This window comes from Fusicatenibacter sp. (assembly GCF_977045365.1).
On record NZ_CDRRUH010000042.1, the window covers coordinates 1 to 21,458 of the forward strand.

Below are 21,458 nucleotides of genomic sequence, written 5' to 3' on the forward strand. Positions count from 1 at the left end.
TACTGTTTTAAAGGATCTTTCGATCGTTTTGAATTACTTATTCAGAACTTTCGAGGATGTGTTTCACTGTTTAATTATCAAGGATCTCTGCCGTTCCGACTCGGATCAGCTCGTTCATTTTATCACAGAGCTTTTCGTTTGTCAAGAACTTTTTTAATTTATTTTTCGAAGCTCTTTCGAACTTCTTTGCTGTTCTTTCAATCAGCAACTCGTTTATTTTATCAAACTCATTCGCTTTTGTCAAGAACTTTTTTAAGTTTTTTTGAAGCAGTTTCTGCAACCCGCGGCAGCCACCCGGCTCCGAACTAGGTTTTTCTGTTTCAAAAGAACTCATTCACTGTAGCTCTCGCTGACAGCTTAGTTATAATAACACCGTCAAAAGCAAAAGTCAACATCTTTTTTCGAATTTTCTTATTTTTAGAAAAATATAGTTAATTCTGCATATTCAATATTTTATCTGACTATTTATAAAATGTAAAAAACAGCAGAAAACGCTTCTCTGAAAATCTGTTTTCTGCTGTTTTTTCTTCCTATATAATTAAATCACTTTCGTCGTCCACTCCGAGCAGTCCCATACGCTGGTTGCCAGACCGTCATAAAATTCTGGTTCGTGGCAGACCATGAGGATGGTTCCTTTGTATTCTTTTAAGGCGTTTTTCAGCTCGTCTTTCGCGTCCACATCGAGGTGGTTGGTCGGCTCGTCGAGGACGAGCAGGTTTGTTTCACGGTTGATGAGTTTGCAGAGACGCACCTTGGCCTGCTCACCGCCGGAGAGGACGCGGACCAGGCTCTCGATATGCTGGGTCGTGAGACCGCATTTGGCGAGGGCGGCGCGGACTTCGTACTGGGTGTAGGATGGGAATTCTTCCCAGATCTCCTGGATGCAGGTGTTGGTGTTGCCTTTTGGCATCTCCTGTTCGAAATAGCCGATTTCCAGGTAATCGCCGAGCTCCACGCTGCCGCCAAGGGACGGGATCAGGCCGAGAATGCTCTTTAAGAGGGTCGTCTTTCCGATTCCGTTGGCACCGGTGAGCACAATTTTTTCACCGCGCTCAACGGCGAAGGTCAGCGGCTTGGAGAGCGGCTCTTCGTAGCCGATGACGAGTTCTTTTGCAGTTACAACGAAGCGGCCCGAGGTGCGGGCGGTGCGGAAATGGAATTCCGGCTTCGGTTTCTCTTTTGCGAGCTCGATGACATCCATTTTATCGAGCTTTTTCTGGCGGGACATTGCCATGTTTCGGGTTGCCACGCGGGCTTTGTTCCGCGCCACAAAATCTTTCAGCTCGCTGATCTCCTGCTGCTGACGGTTGTAGGCGGCTTCTTTCTGTGCTTTCTTTACCGCATAGACCTCCTGGAAATGATCGTAATCGCCGACGTAGCGGTTCAGCTCTTTGTTTTCCATATGGTAGATCAGATTGACGACGCTGTTCAGGAACGGGATGTCGTGGGAAATCAGGATGAACGCATTTTCATACTCTTCGAGATACCGCTTCAGCCAGGTGATGTGCTCCACGTCCAGATAGTTGGTCGGCTCATCAAGAAGCAGGATGTCCGGTTTTTCGAGCAGAAGTTTTGCCAGAAGGACTTTCGTTCTCTGTCCGCCGGAAAGCTCGGTGACATCGCGCTCCAAGCCGATCTCTTCCAGACCGAGAGCGCGGCCGATCTCTTCGATTCTGGAATCCAGAATATAAAAATCATGTGCATCCATCATCTCCTGGATTACGCCGAGTTCTTCCATCATTGCATTCAGCTCGTCCTCGGAGGCATCGCCCATGGAGTCGCAGATCGTGTTCATCCGCTCTTCCATCTCGTAGAGCCAGGAAAAGGCACTTTTTAATACATCGCGGATCGTCATGCCTTTTTCCAGAACGGTGTGCTGGTCGAGATAGCCGACGCGGACATTTTTTGCCCACTCAACCTTTCCTTCATCCGGCATCAGTTTTCCGGTGATGATGTTCATGAACGTCGATTTTCCCTCGCCGTTTGCGCCTACCAGTCCGATGTGCTCACCTTTTAACAGGCGGAATGACACATCTTCAAAAATCGCACGGTCACCGAAACCGTGGGACAGGTGTTCTACATTTAAAATGCTCATTTGAAAATTCTCCTTTTATTGTGCATATCCGGTTCTTTTCTTAAAGTTCTTAAAATCACAGTCTGAATTATTATATAGGGAATCCGCCGGGTTTGGCAAGCATTTTCTTGGGAGAGCTGCCCTGTTTTGAAAACAAAAAGAAGACTTCCATAAAGGATAGAAGTCTTCTCAAAAATATCTGTATTTTCAGGAACATTTCTTTCTCTGTCCGTACATCCACTCTGCATACATTTCTTTTACCGATGGATAAACATACTCCGCGAGATACTGTGAATTCCGCAGATCCTCCCGCGTCGATTCACCGGACAGCACAAGCGCTGCCGATACCCCCGCCATGTTGGCGCAGGCAATGTCGGTGTAGAGGCGGTCGCCCACGAGAACGGCCTCATCGCGGCTGCATCCCGTCATCGCAAGTGCCATTTCGATCATACGTGTACCCGGTTTTCCGATATAAGTCGGTGTGCGGTGGACGGCGCGCTCGATCATCTCGCAGATGGAACCGCAGTCCGGCACATAGCCGAATTCGATCGGGCAGACGTAGTCGGGATTCGTCGCCGCGTAATCGAGTTCCGGATGTTCGGAAAGCAGGCGGCAGATGTCCACTAATTTTTGATACGTCAGTTCATTATCATAGCTTGCAAGGACACACGCAATCCCCTCTGTTTTCGGATCGCGGGTCGTCTGTACACCGAAGTTCTCCAGCTCCCGGATCAGGGAATCCGTGCCAAGCACGTAAACCAGGCGGGTTCCGTACTTCTGTTTCAGATAATGTGCCGTTGCCACCGATGCCGTCAGAAAGTTTTCTTTCGTCGTCGGAATCCCGAGCCTTGCAAATTTTTTCTGATAATCTGCAACGCTCATCGTCGTATTATTGGTGATAAATACGAAATCCCCGTCATGCTCCGCCAGTCCGTTTAAAAACCGGTCTGCTCCCGGAATCAGACGGTTCCCTACGCAGATGGTTCCGTCGATATCCAGGAGAAACAGTTTCTTTTCGCTGATCGGTGTCACTTCGCCCTGCGGCAGGCAACTGCTACATCCGGGTAATTCGTGATCACGGCATCAACGCCGGCATCCATCAGGCGGTTGATTTCTGCCTTGTCATTGACCGTCCATACATGGACAGCGAGATCGCTTTTCACATACTCCTGCAGGAAATCTGCCATCTGTACATGATAGGTTGCCGGATGGAGTGCTCCCGTTCCGATCTTTTTCGCATAGTTCACGACATCATAAATTACATCTGCGTAGAGAATGCCGGTGCTTGCTTTTGGATCCAGCTCCAGAATTTTTGCAATGCTGTAATGGTTAAAAGAAGAATAAATCACGCGGTCTTCCATCCCCATCTCTTTGGTCAGTGCGAGTACCTTTTCTTCCAGATTTTCATACCAGAAAATGCCGGTTTTCAGCTCAACGTTGATCGTCATGCCGGTCGGTTTTAATGCCTCATACACCTCGCGGAGGGTCGGGATTTTTGCATTTTCATACTCCGGGTGCGTTTTATTAAAATGGAAGTTTTTCAGTTCTGCCAGCGTATAGTCCTTCACCAGTCCGCTGCCGTCACTGACGCGGTCGATCTCTTCATCGTGGACAACGACCATCTCGCCATCTTTGGTCAGCTGCACATCAAGCTCTACGCCGTCTGCTCCCTGCTCTGCTGCAAGAAGAAATGCTTCGATTGTGTTTTCCGGTGCATATGCGCTGGCACCTCTGTGTGCCCATACTTTTGTTTTCATCTTATTTTGTCCTCTCTTTTCTTCCCAAAAACACGCCGAAGCATTCCGGCTCCGACGCGTTTTTCGGGGTTCTTGTTATCTTCACTATAGGACGAAATCCTGCTTTTGTAAAGCCATCTCTTATTCATTCACCAGATTGTAGTCTTCAATGGAGCTGTTGATCTGGGAAGCCATGGATTCTACAGCCTGCTCCGGTGTCTCACTTCCGTTGATCATGTTCTCGATCTCTGTCTCTACGATCTGTCTTGCCTCCGGGAATACGGAAAGCAGTGCGCCTGCATACTGCGGTTTCGAATCGTGCAGCTGATCGATTGCAGTCTGGAACTGCGGGTACTGTGCCACGTTGTCTTTGAAAGTCTGCTCATCATAAGCGGCTGTTGTTACCGGGAAGTAGCCAGTCTGCGCATTCCAGTATGCCTGGGATTCCGGGGAAATCAGGAATTTGATGAATTTCCAGGTTGCGGCTGCTTTGACATCATCGTTATTGTTCAGTGCCCAGAGAGATGCGCCTCCGATGGAAACACCGCCCTCATCGCCTTCTTTGATGGTCGGATAGTATGCGGTTCCAACTTCGAAGCTGCCGTTGACATCCTGTAAAATCTGTTTCAGGGATGCGGTAGAGCCAAGGGTGATCGCTGCTTTTCCGGAGGTAAAGTCTGTTGTTGCGGTATCACTTCCGGAACGGCCTACGTTCGGTGCAACGTCTGCGTCATTCAGGGCTTTCCACTCATTCAGGATATTGAGAGCACCTCCGTTGGAATCGAATTCTACCGATGTTGCGGCTGCATCACGGCCGTTTCCATTATCCGCATAAGAAAGTCCCTGCTTGCAGAGCCACTGCTCGAAGAACCATCCATAGATGGAAAGTGCCAGCGGCTCGCCTGCTCCGCCTTTTGTCTTCAGATCATCACCGATCGCAAGGATGCCCTCCAGGCTGGTCGGGATTTCGGTGATGCCTGCTTTATCAAACATATCTTTGTTGTAATACAGGATCGGTGTGGATGAGTTGAACGGCATGGAGTACAGTTCGTTGTTTACGGTGTAGTAAGCGGCGATGTTCGGCTCAATCTGGGAAGCATCGTAGCCGTCTGCGTCAATCAGCTCCTGCATCGGGATCACCCAGCCGGAATCGATCATGAAACGGGTTCCGATATCGTAGATCTGTACGAGATCTGCGCCCATGTTTCCGATCTGCGCACTCTTCAGTTTGTTGATCGTATCATCGTATTCCCCCTGGTAAACAGCCTCGACAGTGATTCCGTCGGTGTTTTCTTCATTAAATTTATTGACCAGGTAATCCATCGCCTCGCCGTTGACGCCGCCCATAGAATGCCAGAAGGTGATGGTTGTTCCATTGGTATCCTGTGTTAAATCCGGTGCTGCTGCTCCGTCTGCTGTGCTGCCTGCTGTTGTGCTTGCAGAAGCCTCGGATGCTGCGGTATCCTGCTGTGCTTCTCCTGTTGTTTTTCCGTTTCCGCATCCGGCAAGCGCCATAGCTGCCATAGAAGCGGCAAGAATCGATGCAATCACTTTTTTCTTCATTTTTTTCTCCTCGTTTTTCGTGATATTTTCTATTCTATTTTCTGTTCCACAGGAAATCAGTCTTTAACCTTTGACTGCTCCTGAAAACATTCCTTTGATTAAGGCCTTCTGGCCTACGATAAAGATGGAAATGGATGGAATGATGATCATGACCACGCCTGCCAGCATCAATGTGATGGACTGTGCGTCGACGCTGTTCAGCATGCTGATACCGATCTGTACGGTACGCTTGCTGTCGGATCCGGTGACCAGAAGCGGCCACATGTACATATTCCAGGCATTGATAAAGGTATAAACTGCCATCGCGCCCATGGCGGATTTCGTCAGCGGCATCAGAATTTTTACGATGAACCGCAGATTTCCGCATCCGTCCAGCTTCGCCGATTCGTAAAGAGAGATCGGGAAGGTCATGTAGAACTGACGGAATAAGAAGATTCCCATCGCAGACGTAAGAGACGGCAGAATCAGAACGATGTAAGTATCCAGAAGTCCAAGACTTCCTACAGTCAGATAGTTCGAAATAATCGTTGCCTCGCCCGGTACCATCATGGTTGCCATGACCAGCATGAACAGAACATTTTTTCCTTTGAAGTTCAAAAAGGAAAAGGCAAAGGCTGCAAGGGAACATGTTACGATCTGTCCGAGGGTAATGCTTCCTGCTACAAGGAAGGAGTTCAGTACAAAGCGGACCAGCGGAATTTTATGAAAGGCTTCTACAAAGTTCTGCAAAGTAGGATGCTTCGGAACGAGATTCATGGCCATCGTGTAGAGTTCGCCGGACGGCATGAACGCTACGCTGATTGTGTAAAGCAGCGGGAACAGCATAAAAAGGCAGACGATCAGGTTGATCGTGATCAGTGCTGTTTTCTGGATCATTTTCTTTCTTTTTGCTTTCGCATTCATCGCCAGGTGCAGCGCCTGCAGTTCCTCTGCAGAATACGTTTTCGGCCCGGCAATCGTTGTTGCTATAGTAGACATTAGTATTTAACCCCTTTCTTTTCGATACGGAACATCACAAGCGTCAGTGCCATGACAATCAGAAACAGAACGACGGACTGTGCGGCTGCGCTTCCAAATCGATAGTTGAAAAATGCATCGCGGTAAATCGAATATACAATCAGGTTAGTGGATTCTCCCGGTCCTCCCTGCGTCAGGATTTTGACCTGGCCGAAGGACTGGAATGCCTGAATGATGTTGACAACCAGAGTGTAGAACATGATCGGGGAAAGTCCCGGCAGAGTCAGTTTGAAGAACTTCTGCACTGCATTGGCTCCGTCCACAGATGCACGCTCATAGATGGAATCGTCGATGTTTCCAAGTCCTGCGGAAAAGTACAGGAAGTTGATGCCGCTGTTCAGCCATGCGGTCAGAACTGCCACACAGATCAGTGCATATTTCGGATCGCTGACCCAGTTGATGCTCACATGGAGCAGTTTGTTTACAATACCGATCGTCGGGTTCAAGATGATTTTGAAAATCATCGCACCGGAACTGGAGGCCACCGCCATCGGAAGTGCGTACGAGGTACTGAATACGCGGATACCCGGAAATGCCTTGCTGCAGAGGACTGCTCCTAAAAGGCCGAGCGCCATGCTTCCGACTACAACGATCGCTACAAATTCCAGTGTTACCCAGAGACTGTTGTAGAAGGACGGGGAGGATAACAGATTTTTGTAGTTCTCCAGTCCTACGAACAGTTTTGCTTCGCCGAGCTTGTTGGTCTTATAAAGACTCAGGTAAATGGTTTTAAAGAATGGATAAAACAGAAAGATTCCAAAGATCACCAGACTCGGGATCAAGTACATATAAACTTCTGCTTTTTTACACTTTTCAATTGCTTTTTTCACTTTTTACTCCTTCTTACGCCGTCGCGCGTTCTTCTTTTGCTGTCGGCGGACATAAAATATTTTCTTCGGTAAACGGATCAAAGATCTGCGCTTTTTCCATATCGGCGTACAGCGTGATGTATTCTTTTACCGCAACCGGCGCTTCCGACGGAACCCGTGCGGTAAGCTGGTTTCTTCCGGCATGCATATGAAGATATGCTTCTGCGCCGATCATCTCGCGCAGTTCCACGAACGCTTTAACACGGTTCTCTCTGCTGCAGATGCCATGCACTTCTGCCGTCGCTTTCTCCTGCAGGTCCTCCGGCCGCAGTCCCAAGATCACCATTTTCCCAAGGTAATTCCGGCGGAGCACCATCTCGTTTTCCCCTTCCGCCCGAAGGGAAACCCCTGCGTCTGCTTCCAGATAAACGGCTCCGTTTTTCTCTGTCACCATCGTCTCCATAAAGTTCATGCTCGGCGCTCCGATAAAGCCCGCCACAAACTTATTGGCCGGATGACGGTAAATCTGCTCCGGCGTATCCGCCTGCTGGACAACTCCGTCCTTCATGACCACAATTTTCGTTCCAAGCGTCATCGCCTCGGTCTGGTCATGGGTAACATAAATCATCGTCGTTTTCAGTTCTTTATGTAATTTCGCCAGCTCCACCCGCATCTGCGCCCGCAGCTTCGCATCCAGGTTCGACAGCGGCTCGTCCATCAAAAATGCCTTCGGCCGTCTCATGATCGCGCTTCCGATCGCAACACGCTGCTTCTGCCCGCCGGAAAGCGCCGCCGGCCGCCGGTCCAGCAGATGCTCAATGCCAAGCATCTTCGCCGCTTCATGAACCTTCTTATCAATCTCATCCTTCGGCTGTTTCCGGATTTTCAGGGAAAACGCCATATTTTCATATACGGTCATATTCGGATAGAGTGCGTAGTTCTGAAAGACCATCGAAAGGTCACGGTCTTTTGCTTCGACGTAATTGCAAAGCTGACCATCAATCCAGAGTTCGCCGCCCGTGATCTCTTCAAGACCTGCAATCATCCGCAGCGTCGTCGATTTTCCGCATCCCGAAGGTCCAACAAAAATCACAAACTCCCGGTCCGGAATCTCCAGGGAAAAATCTTTTACTGCGTAATGCTCCTTATCATACGATTTACAGACATTCTTCAATACAATATTTGACATTCGTTTTTCTTCCTCCTCGTCTTGTCCGAGACACATTATATCCTCCTTTCCGTAAAGCCCACCACCACCCGCCTGTAAAATCCCAGTTAATAAAATAACCGGTCGCTTTACAAAACCATTTACTTTTTCCGCAATCACCCGCCCCTGTTTCCTGCTTTTCCGCCTTTTCACGCACGAAAATTCTTTGTAAAATTCTACGCACGTTTCTTCTCATTCCCTGCACAAATAAAAAAAGTGTAGCAGCCTCGCATCAAAGCCACTACACTTTCACTTTTTCATTCTACTCAACGCAGTGGGCGCTCCTGAAACCACGCGCCGCCCTTGTGTGCGTTACGGGGCGTCCGTCCCCAGTTCAGAACCTACTCCACCGGTTCCGCCGGCACAAACACCCTGCTGTTCTCCTGTTCTTTCGGTTTCTCCGCTCTTTCCGTCGCCTCCTTGCAGAAATACTCCTGTGAATTCACCAGCACCTTACCCCGCTTATCCGGCTTCACATACGCCCCATCCGCCTGTAAAATACTGGCCTTCACATTATCCTTCATCTGCACATCCAGAATATGCATCACTTCTTTCTTAATCTGCTCATCCTCCACCGGGAACACAATCTCCACGCGTTTCTCGAGATTTCTCGGCATCCAGTCCGCACTTCCCATAAACACCTCTTCATTTCCACCGCTGTAGAAGTAGAAAATCCGCGCATGCTCCAGGAAATTACCCACAATTGACCGTACCGTAATATTCTCACTCACTCCCGGAATACCAACCTTCAGACAGCAGATACCCCGGATAATCAGATCAATCTTCACCCCGGCCGCCGAAGCACTGTAAAGCGCCGCAATAATATCCCGGTCACAAAGAGAGTTCATCTTCGCCACAATGTGCGCCTTCTGCCCCTTCTTCGCATGCTCCTCCTCCATCGCAATCAGATGCAGGAACCGGTCCTTCATCCAGAGCGGTGCCACCACCAGCTTATTCCACCGGTCAGGCTCCGAATAACCAGAGAGCATATTAAAGACCGCCGTCGCATCCTCGCCGATCTTCGCATTACACGTCAGAAGGCCGCAGTCCGTATACAGCTTCGCCGTAGAATCATTATAATTACCCGTACCAAGATGCACATACCGGCGGATCCCCGTCTCCTCGCGGCGGACCACCAGCGTAATCTTACTGTGCGTCTTCAGCCCCAGAAGACCATAAATCACATGGCATCCCGCTTTTTCCAGCATCTTTGCCCAGACAATATTATTCTCCTCGTCAAACCGCGCCTTCAGCTCCACCAGAACCGAAACCTGCTTGCCGTTCTCCGCCGCCTGCGCCAGCGCCGCGATAATCGGAGAATTGCCGCTCACACGGTACAGCGTCTGCTTGATTGCCAGCACATCCGGGTCCTTCGCCGCCTGCTGGACAAACTGTACCACCGGGTCAAACGTCATATAGGGGTGATGCAGCAGAATATCTCCTTTTCGGATATTCGTGAAAATATCATCGTCATTCATCAGCGCCGGAACCGCCGCCGGTGTATATTTCGGAATCTTATACTCGTCAAAACCGTCGAGCCCGTACATCTTCATCAGGAACGTCAGATCGAGCGGTCCCTGAATCCGGAACAGATCATCCTCGTCGATATCGAACTCCTTTTCCAGCATCTTCAGGAGCCGTTTATCCATCTTATCTTCCACTTCCAGACGGATCACCTCGCCCCACTGGCGTTTTTTCAGCTGTTTCTGGATCTCTTTTAAGAGGTCCGAAGCCTCATCCTCGTCAATCGAAAGATCCGCATTCCGCATAACGCGGTACGGATGTGCGCAGACCACATCGTAGCTTAAGAACAGCTTTCCGATATTCCGCTCGATAATCTCCTCCAGCAGAATCGCATACCGCTGGCCGGTTTCTTCATCCTGCGGAAGCAGGATAAAACGAGGCAGGACAGACGGAACCTGAACTGTTGCAAATTCCAGTTCTTTCTCTTTTTCCTTCTCCTTGCCCTTCTTCTCTTTTTTCTCCTCCGCACGGCTCAGAAGCGAATCGTCTTTCTTCTGCACCAGCGCACCGATATTCAGTGTTTTGTTCCGGATCAACGGGAACGGGCGGGCAGAATCCATCGCCATCGGGGTCAGAACCGGGTAAATGTTCTCCTCGAAATAAGAATCCACATACTCCGCCTGCTCCTTCGTCAGCTTCTCATGCTCGCTGATGATCGTAAGCCCCACATGCTCCAGCGAAGGAACCGCGGAACGGTTGTACGTATTGTACTGCAGCTGCACCAGCTCATGCGTCCGCCTGCTGATCTCGGCAAGCTGCTCTTTTGCGTTCATGCCGGACAGATCCTTTTTCGTATAATTCGCATGCACCTGATCCTTTAAAGATGCCACGCGGACCATATAAAACTCATCCAGGTTGGAGGAGGTAATGCTGATAAATTTCAGACGCTCAAACAGCGGAATACTCTTATCCCGCGCTTCGTTCAGAACACGCTCATCAAAGCTGATCCAGCTGAGTTCGCGGTTTCGGAAATATTCTGGTTTCTTATATGGTGTAATATCCATCTTTCTTCCCCTCCTTACTTACATCTGCCGTTTCAGTTTGATAACCGGCTGTATGCTGAATACCTCGTTAAAGAAATCTAATTTTTCCTGGCACAGTCCCTGCTCCAGCGTAAAATCACGGTTGACCGTCAGAGACAGATGCAGTTCCCGCTCTTTTAAGATGGCGCGGATCGACTGGATTTTCTGCAGATGGCTCCGGTCGAGTGCGTTTGCCAGGCGGACAATCGCGGTCAGCTCCGATACCGTCAGATACTGCTCAGCGCTGAGCGATGACTCCATCACCAGTTCGTCGTAGGACGGAAGCACCGCCGTATTGTATTTTGCAATCAGTGCGACCATCTCCCGTTCAATATGGGACAGTCCGATGATTTCGTTTGACATGATAATATTATAGGAAGAATCCGCTACATTATTAAGGCTGATGTATTTTCCGACATCGTGCAGCATCACCGCCATCCGGAGCAGCAGCCGCTCACGTTCTTTCATGCCGTGCATCTTTTTCGTCGCATCAAACATGGCAAGCGCCGTCATCTCCAGATTCTGGACGTGCGGCCGGTTTACTGCATACCGTTTTCCGATGTTTTTTGCCGCCATCAGAATATCATTTTCAAAGTTGTGGCTGCCTTTTTGTAGCTTCATCTGCTCCGCATATTCGTATGCGATGCCGCGCGTCATATGCACGCCCGGGATCCATACATGCTCTGCCTCCATCATGTCGATCAGACATTTGTAGATCACGGCGGACGGGTACATCAGCGATGCATTCTCCAGCGGGATGCCAAGCTTGACAGCCAGCTCCATCGGTGACTGGCGGATGATCTTTTCATACCAGGTGTTGAAATTCTCACGGGAAATGATTTTTGTCGTTTTCTCCTCGATATTCTGGTAGACACTGTCCGTGAAAACATCGCCAATCAGCATGATATTTTCGATTTTGCGGTCTTTCAGATACATCTTCTTGAAGCTCGACACTTCATTCCAGATCAGTTCCTCGACCATCTCCTCATAGTGTTCCGTCTCGCTCTGGATTCCGGCGAGGCGCTCACGGACACGAAGACTACCCATACGGATATTCTGTGTTGTCACAAGGGCGTCCTTATCAAACAGGGAAATCTGAAAACTGCCGCCGTCGAGGTCGAGAATCGCAGTTCCCTTTTCGATGACCTTGTTGAAATTGTCCTCCATCGCCGCAAGCGCCTTGTAGCCAAGGAAACGCTGCTCCGAGTTGGAAAGGACGTTGACGGAAAGACCGGTCAGCTGACGGATTTTTCCAAGGACATAGAGGCTGTTCGCCGCCTCACTGATTGCGCTCGAAGCCATGGCGCGGTAAGCATCCACGCGGTAGCCCTCCATGATCCGCACAAAATCTGCGAGTACATGGCAGAGCTCCTCTTCCATCTCCGGGCGGATTTTGCCCAGCGTGTACGTATCTTTTCCAAGCTCCATCCGATGGCAGATCTTATCCACGCTTCGGATACCCTGCTTTTTGGAGATCTCGAAAATCTCCAGAATGACGTCGTAGCTGCCGATATCAATGGCAGCAAATGTGGAATACTGCATATACGCTTCCTCCTTCTTTTTCAAAGGATATCCCAAAAAGCCCGCTCCCAATACCAAGCGGACTTTTTGACCTTTTTCTTTTTACTGTTTTCCGAGCAGATAATCGATAAACTGCTGCGCGGTACGGCCGGAAAGACCGCCGTGGGACAATTCCCATTTATTTGCTTCTGCTAAAAGCTCTTCCTCGCTTAACTTCACGCCGTAGCGGTCTGCCAGAACGGAAACGATCTTCTGGAACTCTTTCTTATCCGGCGCACCGAAATAGATGCTGACACCGAAGCGGTATACCAGGGACAGCTTCTCCTGTACCGTATCGGAGGTGTGCATATCCTGTCTCGTTCCCTCTTTGTCGCTGTAGTTCTCCTTGATCAGGTGGCGGCGGTTGGAGGTCGCATAGATGAGGATATTGTCCGGGCGTTTTTCCAGACCTCCCTCGATCACGGCTTTCAGGTATTTGTACTCGATCTCAAACTCCTCGAAAGAAAGATCGTCCATGTAGATAATGAATTTATAATTTCTGTTTTTGATCTGCGCAATCAGCTCGTTCAGATCCTGGAACTGGTGCTTGTAAACCTCGATCATACGAAGTCCCTGATCGTAATACTCATTCAGGATACCTTTAATGCTGGAGGATTTTCCGGTTCCGGCATCACCGAAGAGCAGGCAGTTGTTGGCTTTTTTGCCCTCGACGAACGCTTTCGTGTTGTCGATCAGCTTCTGCTTTGGAATTTCGTAGCCGACAAGGTCGGAAAGGCGCACATCCGGGATGTTGGTGATCGGGATGATCTCAACATTTTCGCCAACGTGTGCGATGCGGAATGCTTTGTGCAGTCCCAGTTTTCCTACTCCAAAGTCTTTGTAGAACTGAATCATATCATCCATAAATTCGTCGACAGATTCTGCTTTTGCAAGACGGATGGCCAGTTCGCAGATGCGGTCGCGGACTTCTTTGTTGAACAGCTTGTTCGGGCTGTCGGTGTTCTCGTAATCGCTGATGACGGAAGCGTCGCCGGATTCGAAAATTTCGTCGAAAACACAAATATCGAAATCAAACAGCTCTTTGAAACGGACAAAATCATGTTTTGCCATCTGGTTGATGCTTCCCTCGACTTTTCCGACGATCTCGCAGGAGGTAGAAAATGCATTTTCTTTGTTAACCAGCAGATATGTCAGATAATCGTGCCAGAGGTTTCCGGAGAATCCGTAGCGGTTTGCCATCTCAACGAGACGGTTCAGTGCCTCGTAAAACTGCGGCTCATACGTGCTCATATTCTCACGGAACCGGCGGTCCTTTAAAGAAATCTGGGCATTGACCAGTTTTTTGTAAGTCTCCACCAGTATCGTCATATCGTGCAGTACCTCTCCCTCTGCGAAATCGCGGTAGAGGATACATTCTTCTATTCTAATCATCTTTTGTCTCTTCCTTCCTGTCGTTTTTCATTTTATTTATGCGAAAAGGCCGCTTGGTACGGCCCTCTCTTTTGGATTAATAATTTCCGAAAATCCGGAATTTTGCGGATTCTGCCTGCAGTCCGCGCAGTGCGTTTTTGACTGCCGGATCGCTTAAGTTCCCCTCGAAATCCACGAAGAAACGGTATTCCCATTTCCGCTGCGGAATCGGGCGGGACTCGATTTTGGTCATGTTCAGATCGTTGTAGATAAAGTGCGCCAGCGCATTGTAAAGAGAACCGCTCTGGTGCGGCAGCTCCATGCACACACTGATTTTCTGCGCATCTTTCACAAAACGTTTCTGACCGGAAATGATAACGAAGCGTGTCGTATTTCCCTGGGCATCAAAAATGCCTTCTTTTAAGATCTGCAGTCCGAAATGCTCGGCAGCGTACGGGCTTCCGACAGCTGCCATCGTAAGATCACCGCTCTCAGATACTTCTTTTGCTGCTGCGGCGGTATTGAGGCGTTCCTCTGTCTTCCAGTTTTCATTGGAATCGAGGAAGCGGCGGCACTGGGCCAGCGCCTGCGGGTGGGAAATCACGGTACGGATGTCCTCAACTTTCGCACCCGGCAGTGCCATCAGCACATGCTCGACCGGCAGCTCCTGCTCGCCGACGATGTAGTGCGGGTATTCCACGAGAAGATCGTAAATGTCGGATACGATGCCTGCGGTAGAGTTCTCGATCGGAAGCACGGCGTAATCGGCTTCGCCTTTTGTGATCGCCTCCATCGCCTCTTTCCAGGTGTCTACGTGGAAACTCATGATCGTATCATCGAAAAATTCTTTCATGGCACCGAAGCTGTAGGCGCCCTCCACACCCTGGAAGACAACTCTTCTGCCGTGCGTCGGGAGGTGGTCAACCTGTGTGTAATCGGTCATCTCCTCGCCGCCGTTCTCGGTCAGCAGCTGATACTGGCGCTTCCGGCTGATCGACATGATCTGCTGGAACAGCTCCTGGATGCCTTTTGTATTGAATGCATTTGTTCCCTCGCCTGTCAGCTTTTCCAGCTTCTGGCGCTCGCGTTCCGCATCAAAAACGGCTTTTCCTGTCTCTATCTTGTACTGCGCAACTTCCGCCGCCAGCGCCATCCGGTGCTGAAACAGGCGGACGATCTCGTCATCGGTGACATCGATCTCGTCGCGGATTTTTCCTAAGTCTAACATATATGGTCCTCCTGCTGCTCTGCGTTTGTTGCAGATATCAATATTTTACTCCATCTCTGTTTAATTTACAAGAAAAGATCTCCCGAAATTCGGCTTTTGTACAATCTTTTCCCTTTTTGGCTGCTATTTCACTTTATTTTTTCACATTTCATATTGCTCTGCTTTTCGACCCTTTTCCCGCCATTTTTTATCTTGCATTTATCGTGGTTTTGTGTTAAGGTGGAACACAGAAAAAATAGGATCTTCATAGGAGGTAATATATGCGACACTTAATGAGTCCCCTTGATTTCTCTGTCGAAGAACTGGATCAGTTAATGGATCTGGCGAACGATATTGAACAGAACCCGGAGAAATATGCACATGCCTGCGATGGCAAAAGACTTGCTACTTTATTTTATGAGCCAAGCACACGCACCCGTCTCAGCTTTGAGGCTGCCATGATGAATCTTGGCGGTACTGTTCTTGGTTTTTCTTCTGCCAATTCTTCTTCCGCTTCTAAAGGCGAAAGCGTAGCCGACACCATCCGCGTGGTATCCTGCTTTGCAAACATTTGTGCCATGCGTCATCCGAAAGAAGGCGCTCCGCTCGTTGCATCGATGTACTCCCGTATTCCTGTCATCAACGCAGGTGACGGCGGACATCAGCATCCGACGCAGACTCTTACCGATCTTCTTACCATCCGTTCTTTAAAAGGCCGCCTGAACAATCTTACCATCGGCTTCTGCGGCGATCTTAAATTCGGCAGAACGGTTCATTCCCTGATTGAAGCGCTGGTTCGTTATACCGGCATTAAAATTGTATTAATCTCCCCGGAGGAGCTTCGTCTCCCGGATTACATCCGTGATGATGTGCTGCGGGCAAACAATGTTCCGTTTGAGGAAGTTATTAAAATGGAAGATGTTCTCCCGAAGCTGGATGTCCTTTACATGACCCGTGTCCAGAAGGAACGTTTTTTCAACGAGGATGATTACATCCGCATGAAGGATTTCTATATTCTGGATCAGTCCAAAATGGATCTTGCTTCTCCGGAAATGCTGGTTCTGCATCCGCTGCCGCGTGTCAATGAGATCTCCGTCGACGTGGATAATGACCCGCGCGCTGCTTACTTTAAACAGGTTCAGTACGGTGTTTATGCACGTATGGCCCTGATTCTGACGCTGCTGAACATCAAAGTCGATTAAGAAAGGAGCATCTTTCGCTATGCTGAACGTAGGACGTATTGAAGAGGGCTTCGTGCTCGACCATATTAAAGCAGGAAAGGCTATGACCATTTACCATGATCTGGGACTGGACAAGCTGGACTGTACCGTAGCCATTATTAAAAATGCCAAAAGTGAAAAAATGGGAAAAAAGGACATTTTGAAAGTTGAGTGTTCGGTTGATAAGATGGATCTTGACATCTTAGGCTTTATCGATCACAATATCACTGTCAATGTCATTAAAGACGGCGAGATTACGGAGAAAAAAGAACTTCATCTGCCGAAACAGGTGGTTGATGTGATTAAATGTAAAAACCCGCGCTGTATCACCTCTATTGAGCAGGGATTAAAACATGTCTTTATCCTGGCTGACCCGGAAAAAGAGGTTTACCGTTGCAAATACTGTGACGAGAAGTATACAGGAAACAGAAATAAATAAGCTCTGTACGGCAAAGCGCCCGGAACCACGTTCGGTTTCGGGCGCTTTCTTTTATCTTTCCTATGCAGTTTTTACTTCCTTCGAACCCAGGCACACAATCAGCCAGCCGATGAAGGCCGCCAGGGATGCACAAATCAACATCGCGCCAACTCCTGCTGCGTCAATGAGCCAGCCGCCAAACAGGGAGCTCATCACATTTCCTACGGTAATGGTCAGCGCCATATATGCCTGTCCTTTAATCGAATCCTGCGGCTCCATGATGCCGTCCACGTAATAGACGCAGGCGACGTTGATCAGCGCCCAGCCAAACATCTGGAACGGCTGAGCAGCGTAGTACGTCGGAATGTTAAAGGCCAGGAAGGTTCCCATGCTTTTCAGGGCAAAAAACAGGCCGGAAAGGCGGAACCAGAAAACACTGCTCTTCTTTTTCAGCAGATAGCCGAACAGAAACATCGTCGGCAGCTCGGAAACTGCAGAGATGGTCATTGCATTTCCCATCTCACCGCTGCCGCCTCCTTTTGCCATTGCAATCTGATAATTGAAGCTGTTGATCAGGTTATGCGACGTAAAGATCAGAATACAGCCAAGCAGTACTACTGCGAAGGACGGATACCGTTTCAGAAAATCAACAGGGCCTGCTGCGCCTGTCTTTTCTTTTTCTGCTTCTGCTTTTTTCCTGTCCTTTTTAAACGGAAAGCAAAATACGCAGATGAGAAAAAGAATGGTCAGTGCGACAGCCCAGATCGGAATGACATCTGCCCCAAACGATGCGGTCAGTCGGCCGAGCAACCATGATGCAATCGCATACGCAACGGAACCCATGCCGCGCCCGATTCCGTAATCAAGTTTCTCTCCCTGGCGGATCGTCTCCATACCAAGGGAATTTACGAACGGAATCATCAGCATCAACATCGTAATGCTTGTGCCGTACAGCAGTGTCCTTACCACCATAGAACTGCTTTCTGCCGTTGCAGTAAGGAAAATGACAAGAACAAGCTGAATCAGGTTCGCTCCAAGGAGCATTGTTCGTACAGACGGGCTTTCCGGCCGATCTGCGTAGGATGCCAACGCAGGCTGCAGAACCGCTGACAGGATACAGCCAACTGCCGTCAGAAGGCCGATTTGTGTATTTGTGAAGCCTTTTTCGAGAAGATAGACGCTGGCATACCCCATCAGTGCCGATAATCCCATCCAGTAGCAGCCCTGAATCGTGCCATAGCGCACGGACAGGTGTTTTTTCATGTTTTTTGTCCCCCTTTTTCTACAGCTTTTCCCTTATCGTAGCGTATTCCACTGAAAATAGCAACTCAAAATCAATCACAAAACTATTTAGAATTTTTTCGAAATGCTTATTGACTTTTCGCTTTCCCTGTGATAAAAATTATTTAGATGGATTTCTAATTAGATTGCATTCATACTGCTGGAAAGGAGGTTTCCATGGCATTCGCAGAAACATTTAAAGCTCTCTCCGATCCTGCCCGTCGAAGGATTCTGGAGCTTCTGAAAAACGGAAGGCTTTCTGCCGGGGAGATCGGATCTCATTTTGATATGACAGGCGCAACCATCTCCTACCATCTCGGTATTCTGAAAAAAGCAGACCTTGTGCTGGAATCCCGGGAAAAAAATTTTATTTATTATGAACTCAACACTTCCGTCCTGGAAGAAATCATGCTCTGGATTTCAGAGCTCAAAGGAGGTACTTCTGATGTGGAAAAAATATAAAACAACTCTGATTCTGACAACACTCATTTCTCTTTTTCCGATGGTGATTGGACTTCTGCTCTGGAATCGTATGCCGGACACCATTGCCACCCATTTTGGCACAAACAACGTTCCCAACGGCTGGAGCAGCAAACCGATGGCAGTGATCGGTATTCCTCTGTTTCTTGCTGCTCTGCAGATTTTTGCCGCTGTTTTCACTTTTTCTGATCCGAAGCGGCAGAACATCGGCCCGAAGATGATCCGTCTTGTTCTGTGGATCATACCTGTAACCTCCCTGATTGTCTGCTGCTCCATCTATGCAAACGCAGTCGGCATCGCAGTTGATATCGGTTTTGTTGCCAATGGGATTGTCGGTCTTCTCTTTGTTTTCATCGGCAATTACATGCCAAAATGCAAACAGAACTACACAACCGGCATCAAGGTTCCATGGACCCTTCACAGTCAGGAAAACTGGAACCGCACCCACCGCCTTGCCGGCTGGGTTTGGATCATCGGCGGCGTTGCCATGATCGTAAACAGCTTTCTGCAGCTTGAATGGATTTTATTTCTCACGATCGCAGCGCTGGTTTTGATTCCGATCGGATATTCCTTTCTCCTGTTTCAAAAAGGAATCTAAACCCGGAGGGCTTTTTACTTTACAGGAAAATTCAACGAAGTTTCCTGTAAAGTAAAAAAAGCTTCTTGTTCTTTCCCGTTTCCTGGGAAGAACAGAAGCTTTTTTATGTCTGTAAGGAAATGATTCTTTTTTGTACTTATTCTACTGGATGCAGATTTTTCAACGATACGTCAAGAATCGGCGCAGAATGCGTCAGTGCACCGCTGGAAACATAGTCTACGCCGGTGTCGAGGATTGTGGCGATATTTTCTTTTGTCACGTTTCCGGAACATTCCGTTTTTGCTCTGCCGTTGATGACGGCTACCGCCTCTTTCATCTGCGCCGGAGTCATATTGTCGAGCATGATAATATCGGCACCTGCATCCGCTGCTTCCCGAACCATATCAAGGTTTTCGCACTCGACTTCAATCTTGCGCACAAACGGAGCATAATCGCGTGCCATCTCGATCGCTTTTGTGACACTGCCTGCAGCTCCAATATGGTTGTCCTTTAACAGAACGCCATCGGACAGATTGTAGCGGTGATTCTGGCCGCCACCGATTTTGACTGCATATTTTTCAAAAATACGCATATTCGGGGTCGTTTTTCTGGTGTCGAGAAGGGTCGTTTTGGAACCTTCGAGCAGTTTCGCAACGCTTCTCGTATACGTTGCGATTCCGCTCATCCGCTGCAGATAATTGAGCGCAGTTCTCTCACCGGACAGCAGAACGCGGATATCGCCGTTTACGGTTGCGAGCAGATCGCCTTTTTTGACTTCATCTCCGTCTTTCACATACGGAATAATCTCGGTTTTCTCATCGAGCAGAGTAAATACTCTTGCAAATACTTCCATACCGGCAATAACGCCGTCCTGTTTGCAGAGAAGCTGTACCGTTCCCTGGCAGGCTTTTGGCATGACAGCATTCGTGGTTACATCTTCACTGGAGATATCTTCCTGCAGTGCCAAAAGCAGCAGATTATCCACATTTAGTGTTCTTGTGATTGGATTCATATTCATCTTCCTTTCTGATCGCATCCCAGATGCTCTCTTTGCAGCGTTCTGCGTATTCTTCCATATTCTGGTAATCTTCTTTTCTAATATCGTACCGTTTTTTGAGGAGCTTCCATTCATCTTCCTTCGGCTCCGTTGCCGTTTCTTTGCGGTCTGCGTTCTCTGCAAGACCCTCTGCGGCCCATTCGGCAGCCATCTTCTTTGCCGCGCGTTCTGCAAACACGAGGCTCTCCAGCAGAGAATTGCTTGCCAGACGGTTTGCACCGTGCACTCCGTTGCAGCTCGTCTCTCCTGCTGCATACAGATGTTCCATCGTCGTTTCGCTATTGCTGTCTACCTTGACGCCACCCATAAAGTAATGCTGTGCCGGCACGACCGGGATCGGTTCTTTTGTGATATCATATCCCTCTTCCAGACATTTCTGGTAAATATTCGGGAACCGTTCTTTTACATCGAGCGGAATCGTTTTCAGGGAAAGCCATACGTGCTTGGTGTGATCCTTTTCCATCTGGCGGTGGATCTCACGGGACACCACGTCACGCGGCTGCAACTCATCAGTGAAACGCTCGCCATTTTTATCGAGCAGTACAGCGCCCTCTCCGCGGACAGATTCGGAAATCAGGAAACGGCGGCCTTTCTTTTGGGAATACAGCGTCGTCGGGTGAATCTGTACATAATTGACATTTTTCAGTGCTACATTCCGGTGAATTGCAATTGCAAGTGCATCTCCGGTCAGATGCGGGAAGTTCGTGGAATTATCATAAATTCCACCGATGCCGCCACATGCCCAGATCACATCCTTGGCATAAACCGGAACCAGCTTTCCTTCTTCATCCCGGATCAGAACACCCTCGCAGACATTTTTGCAGGAAAGAATATCACACATTTCCGTGTGCGCAAGAAGCGTTACATTCGGCAGCTTTTTTACCTGCGTGAGAAGCTTGCTTGTAATCTCCTTTCCGGTTACATCGTCGTGGAACAGGATGCGGTTGGTAGAATGTGCGCCTTCTTTCGTATAGCAGAGTTCCCCGTTTTCATCGCGGCGGAAGTCCACACCCCAGGCGATGAGCTGATTGATGACATTTCGGGAAGAACGGATCATAATGTCGACGGATTCCGGCGTATTTTCATAGTGCCCGGCATGCATTGTATCTTCATAGAACGCATCGTAATCGCTCTCGTTTTTCAGAACACAGATACCGCCCTGTGCGAGGAAGGAGTCGCTGTCCTCGGTATCTGCTTTTGTTATCATCAGAATATCGGCTTCCTGGGGCAGATGAAGTGCCGCAAAGCATCCTGCCACACCACATCCTACAATCACTGCATCATAATACTTTTTCATTTCATTTCCTCTTTTCCGCTTCTGCGTTCTGCTTATTT

The 21,458-nt window shown here is 48.8% G+C and carries 19 protein-coding genes; 4 read left to right on the forward strand and 15 right to left on the reverse strand.

Annotated elements, in window-relative coordinates; genetic code table 11:
* Positions 1–70: 70 nt before the first annotated feature.
* The 12 genes from ACY2VW_RS09825 to pheA all read right to left on the reverse strand — a co-directional run bounded on the left by ACY2VW_RS09825 (position 71) and on the right by pheA (position 15,111).
* Positions 71–334 carry a hypothetical protein gene (locus ACY2VW_RS09825; protein ID WP_461877953.1) on the reverse strand — a complete coding sequence of 88 codons (264 nt, stop codon included), beginning with the start codon at positions 332–334 and terminating at the stop codon, positions 71–73.
* A gap of 204 nt (positions 335–538) precedes the next feature.
* Positions 539–2,095: an ABC-F family ATP-binding cassette domain-containing protein gene (locus ACY2VW_RS09830; protein ID WP_461874676.1), complete on the reverse strand. Its 1,557-nt coding sequence runs from the start codon at positions 2,093–2,095 to the stop codon at positions 539–541.
* A gap of 186 nt (positions 2,096–2,281) precedes the next feature.
* Entirely contained in the window at positions 2,282–3,106 is an 825-nt protein-coding gene (locus ACY2VW_RS09835; RefSeq protein ID WP_461877954.1) for an HAD-IIA family hydrolase, read from the reverse strand.
* Positions 3,103–3,831 (reverse strand): glycerophosphodiester phosphodiesterase, encoded by a 729-nt coding sequence (locus ACY2VW_RS09840; protein ID WP_461877955.1) that lies wholly within the window; start codon positions 3,829–3,831, stop codon positions 3,103–3,105. The genes ACY2VW_RS09835 and ACY2VW_RS09840 overlap by 4 nt, the downstream gene beginning before the upstream one ends.
* Positions 3,832–3,951: 120 nt before the next feature.
* Positions 3,952–5,373, reverse strand: coding sequence for an ABC transporter substrate-binding protein (locus tag ACY2VW_RS09845; protein ID WP_461877956.1), 1,422 nt, complete (start codon positions 5,371–5,373; stop codon positions 3,952–3,954).
* Between the two features lie 63 nt (positions 5,374–5,436).
* Entirely contained in the window at positions 5,437–6,276 is an 840-nt protein-coding gene (locus ACY2VW_RS09850; RefSeq protein WP_461874681.1) for a carbohydrate ABC transporter permease, read from the reverse strand.
* A gap of 74 nt (positions 6,277–6,350) precedes the next feature.
* Entirely contained in the window at positions 6,351–7,178 is an 828-nt protein-coding gene (locus ACY2VW_RS09855; protein ID WP_461877969.1) for a carbohydrate ABC transporter permease, read from the reverse strand.
* A 55-nt stretch (positions 7,179–7,233) separates the two neighbouring features.
* Positions 7,234–8,388, reverse strand: a complete 1,155-nt coding sequence (locus tag ACY2VW_RS09860) for an ABC transporter ATP-binding protein (protein ID WP_461877957.1) — start codon at positions 8,386–8,388, stop codon at positions 7,234–7,236.
* Positions 8,389–8,747: 359 nt separating this feature from the next.
* Positions 8,748–10,934: an RNA degradosome polyphosphate kinase gene (locus tag ACY2VW_RS09865; protein WP_461877958.1), complete on the reverse strand. Its 2,187-nt coding sequence runs from the start codon at positions 10,932–10,934 to the stop codon at positions 8,748–8,750.
* 18 nt (positions 10,935–10,952) lie between these two features.
* Positions 10,953–12,494: a Ppx/GppA phosphatase family protein gene (locus ACY2VW_RS09870; protein WP_461877959.1), complete on the reverse strand. Its 1,542-nt coding sequence runs from the start codon at positions 12,492–12,494 to the stop codon at positions 10,953–10,955.
* A gap of 81 nt (positions 12,495–12,575) precedes the next feature.
* On the reverse strand, positions 12,576–13,904 hold the full coding sequence (locus ACY2VW_RS09875) for an ATP-binding protein (protein WP_461877960.1): 1,329 nt from the start codon (positions 13,902–13,904) through the stop codon (positions 12,576–12,578).
* Positions 13,905–13,980: 76 nt separating this feature from the next.
* Positions 13,981–15,111 (reverse strand): prephenate dehydratase, encoded by a 1,131-nt coding sequence (gene pheA / locus ACY2VW_RS09880; RefSeq protein ID WP_461877961.1) that lies wholly within the window; start codon positions 15,109–15,111, stop codon positions 13,981–13,983.
* A gap of 260 nt (positions 15,112–15,371) precedes the next feature.
* Between pheA and pyrB the strand changes: the two genes are divergently transcribed.
* Positions 15,372–16,292, forward strand: coding sequence for an aspartate carbamoyltransferase (pyrB, locus tag ACY2VW_RS09885; protein WP_461874666.1), 921 nt, complete (start codon positions 15,372–15,374; stop codon positions 16,290–16,292).
* Between the two features lie 19 nt (positions 16,293–16,311).
* Positions 16,312–16,749, forward strand: coding sequence for an aspartate carbamoyltransferase regulatory subunit (locus ACY2VW_RS09890; RefSeq protein ID WP_022462761.1), 438 nt, complete (start codon positions 16,312–16,314; stop codon positions 16,747–16,749).
* Positions 16,750–16,809: 60 nt separating this feature from the next.
* Here the strand turns inward: ACY2VW_RS09890 and ACY2VW_RS09895 are convergent, their stop codons facing one another.
* Complete coding sequence (locus ACY2VW_RS09895; RefSeq protein WP_461877962.1) at positions 16,810–17,991, reverse strand: MFS transporter; 1,182 nt, start codon at positions 17,989–17,991, stop codon at positions 16,810–16,812.
* Between the two features lie 195 nt (positions 17,992–18,186).
* On the opposite strand from ACY2VW_RS09895, the gene ACY2VW_RS09900 reads away from it, so the two are divergent.
* Together ACY2VW_RS09900 and ACY2VW_RS09905 are read left to right on the forward strand one after the other, a co-directional pair.
* Positions 18,187–18,471, forward strand: coding sequence for an autorepressor SdpR family transcription factor (locus ACY2VW_RS09900; RefSeq protein ID WP_461877963.1), 285 nt, complete (start codon positions 18,187–18,189; stop codon positions 18,469–18,471).
* Positions 18,455–19,087, forward strand: a complete 633-nt coding sequence (locus ACY2VW_RS09905) for an SdpI family protein (protein ID WP_461877964.1) — start codon at positions 18,455–18,457, stop codon at positions 19,085–19,087. The genes ACY2VW_RS09900 and ACY2VW_RS09905 overlap by 17 nt, the downstream gene beginning before the upstream one ends.
* A 136-nt stretch (positions 19,088–19,223) precedes the next feature.
* Here ACY2VW_RS09905 and nadC read toward each other — a convergent pair whose 3' ends face one another.
* Together nadC and ACY2VW_RS09915 are read right to left on the reverse strand one after the other, a co-directional pair.
* Positions 19,224–20,078 carry a carboxylating nicotinate-nucleotide diphosphorylase gene (gene nadC / locus ACY2VW_RS09910; RefSeq protein ID WP_461877965.1) on the reverse strand — a complete coding sequence of 285 codons (855 nt, stop codon included), beginning with the start codon at positions 20,076–20,078 and terminating at the stop codon, positions 19,224–19,226.
* On the reverse strand, positions 20,044–21,420 hold the full coding sequence (locus ACY2VW_RS09915; protein ID WP_461877966.1) for an L-aspartate oxidase: 1,377 nt from the start codon (positions 21,418–21,420) through the stop codon (positions 20,044–20,046). Before ACY2VW_RS09915 ends, nadC begins: the two co-directional genes overlap by 35 nt.
* Positions 21,421–21,458: the final 38 nt, after the last annotated feature.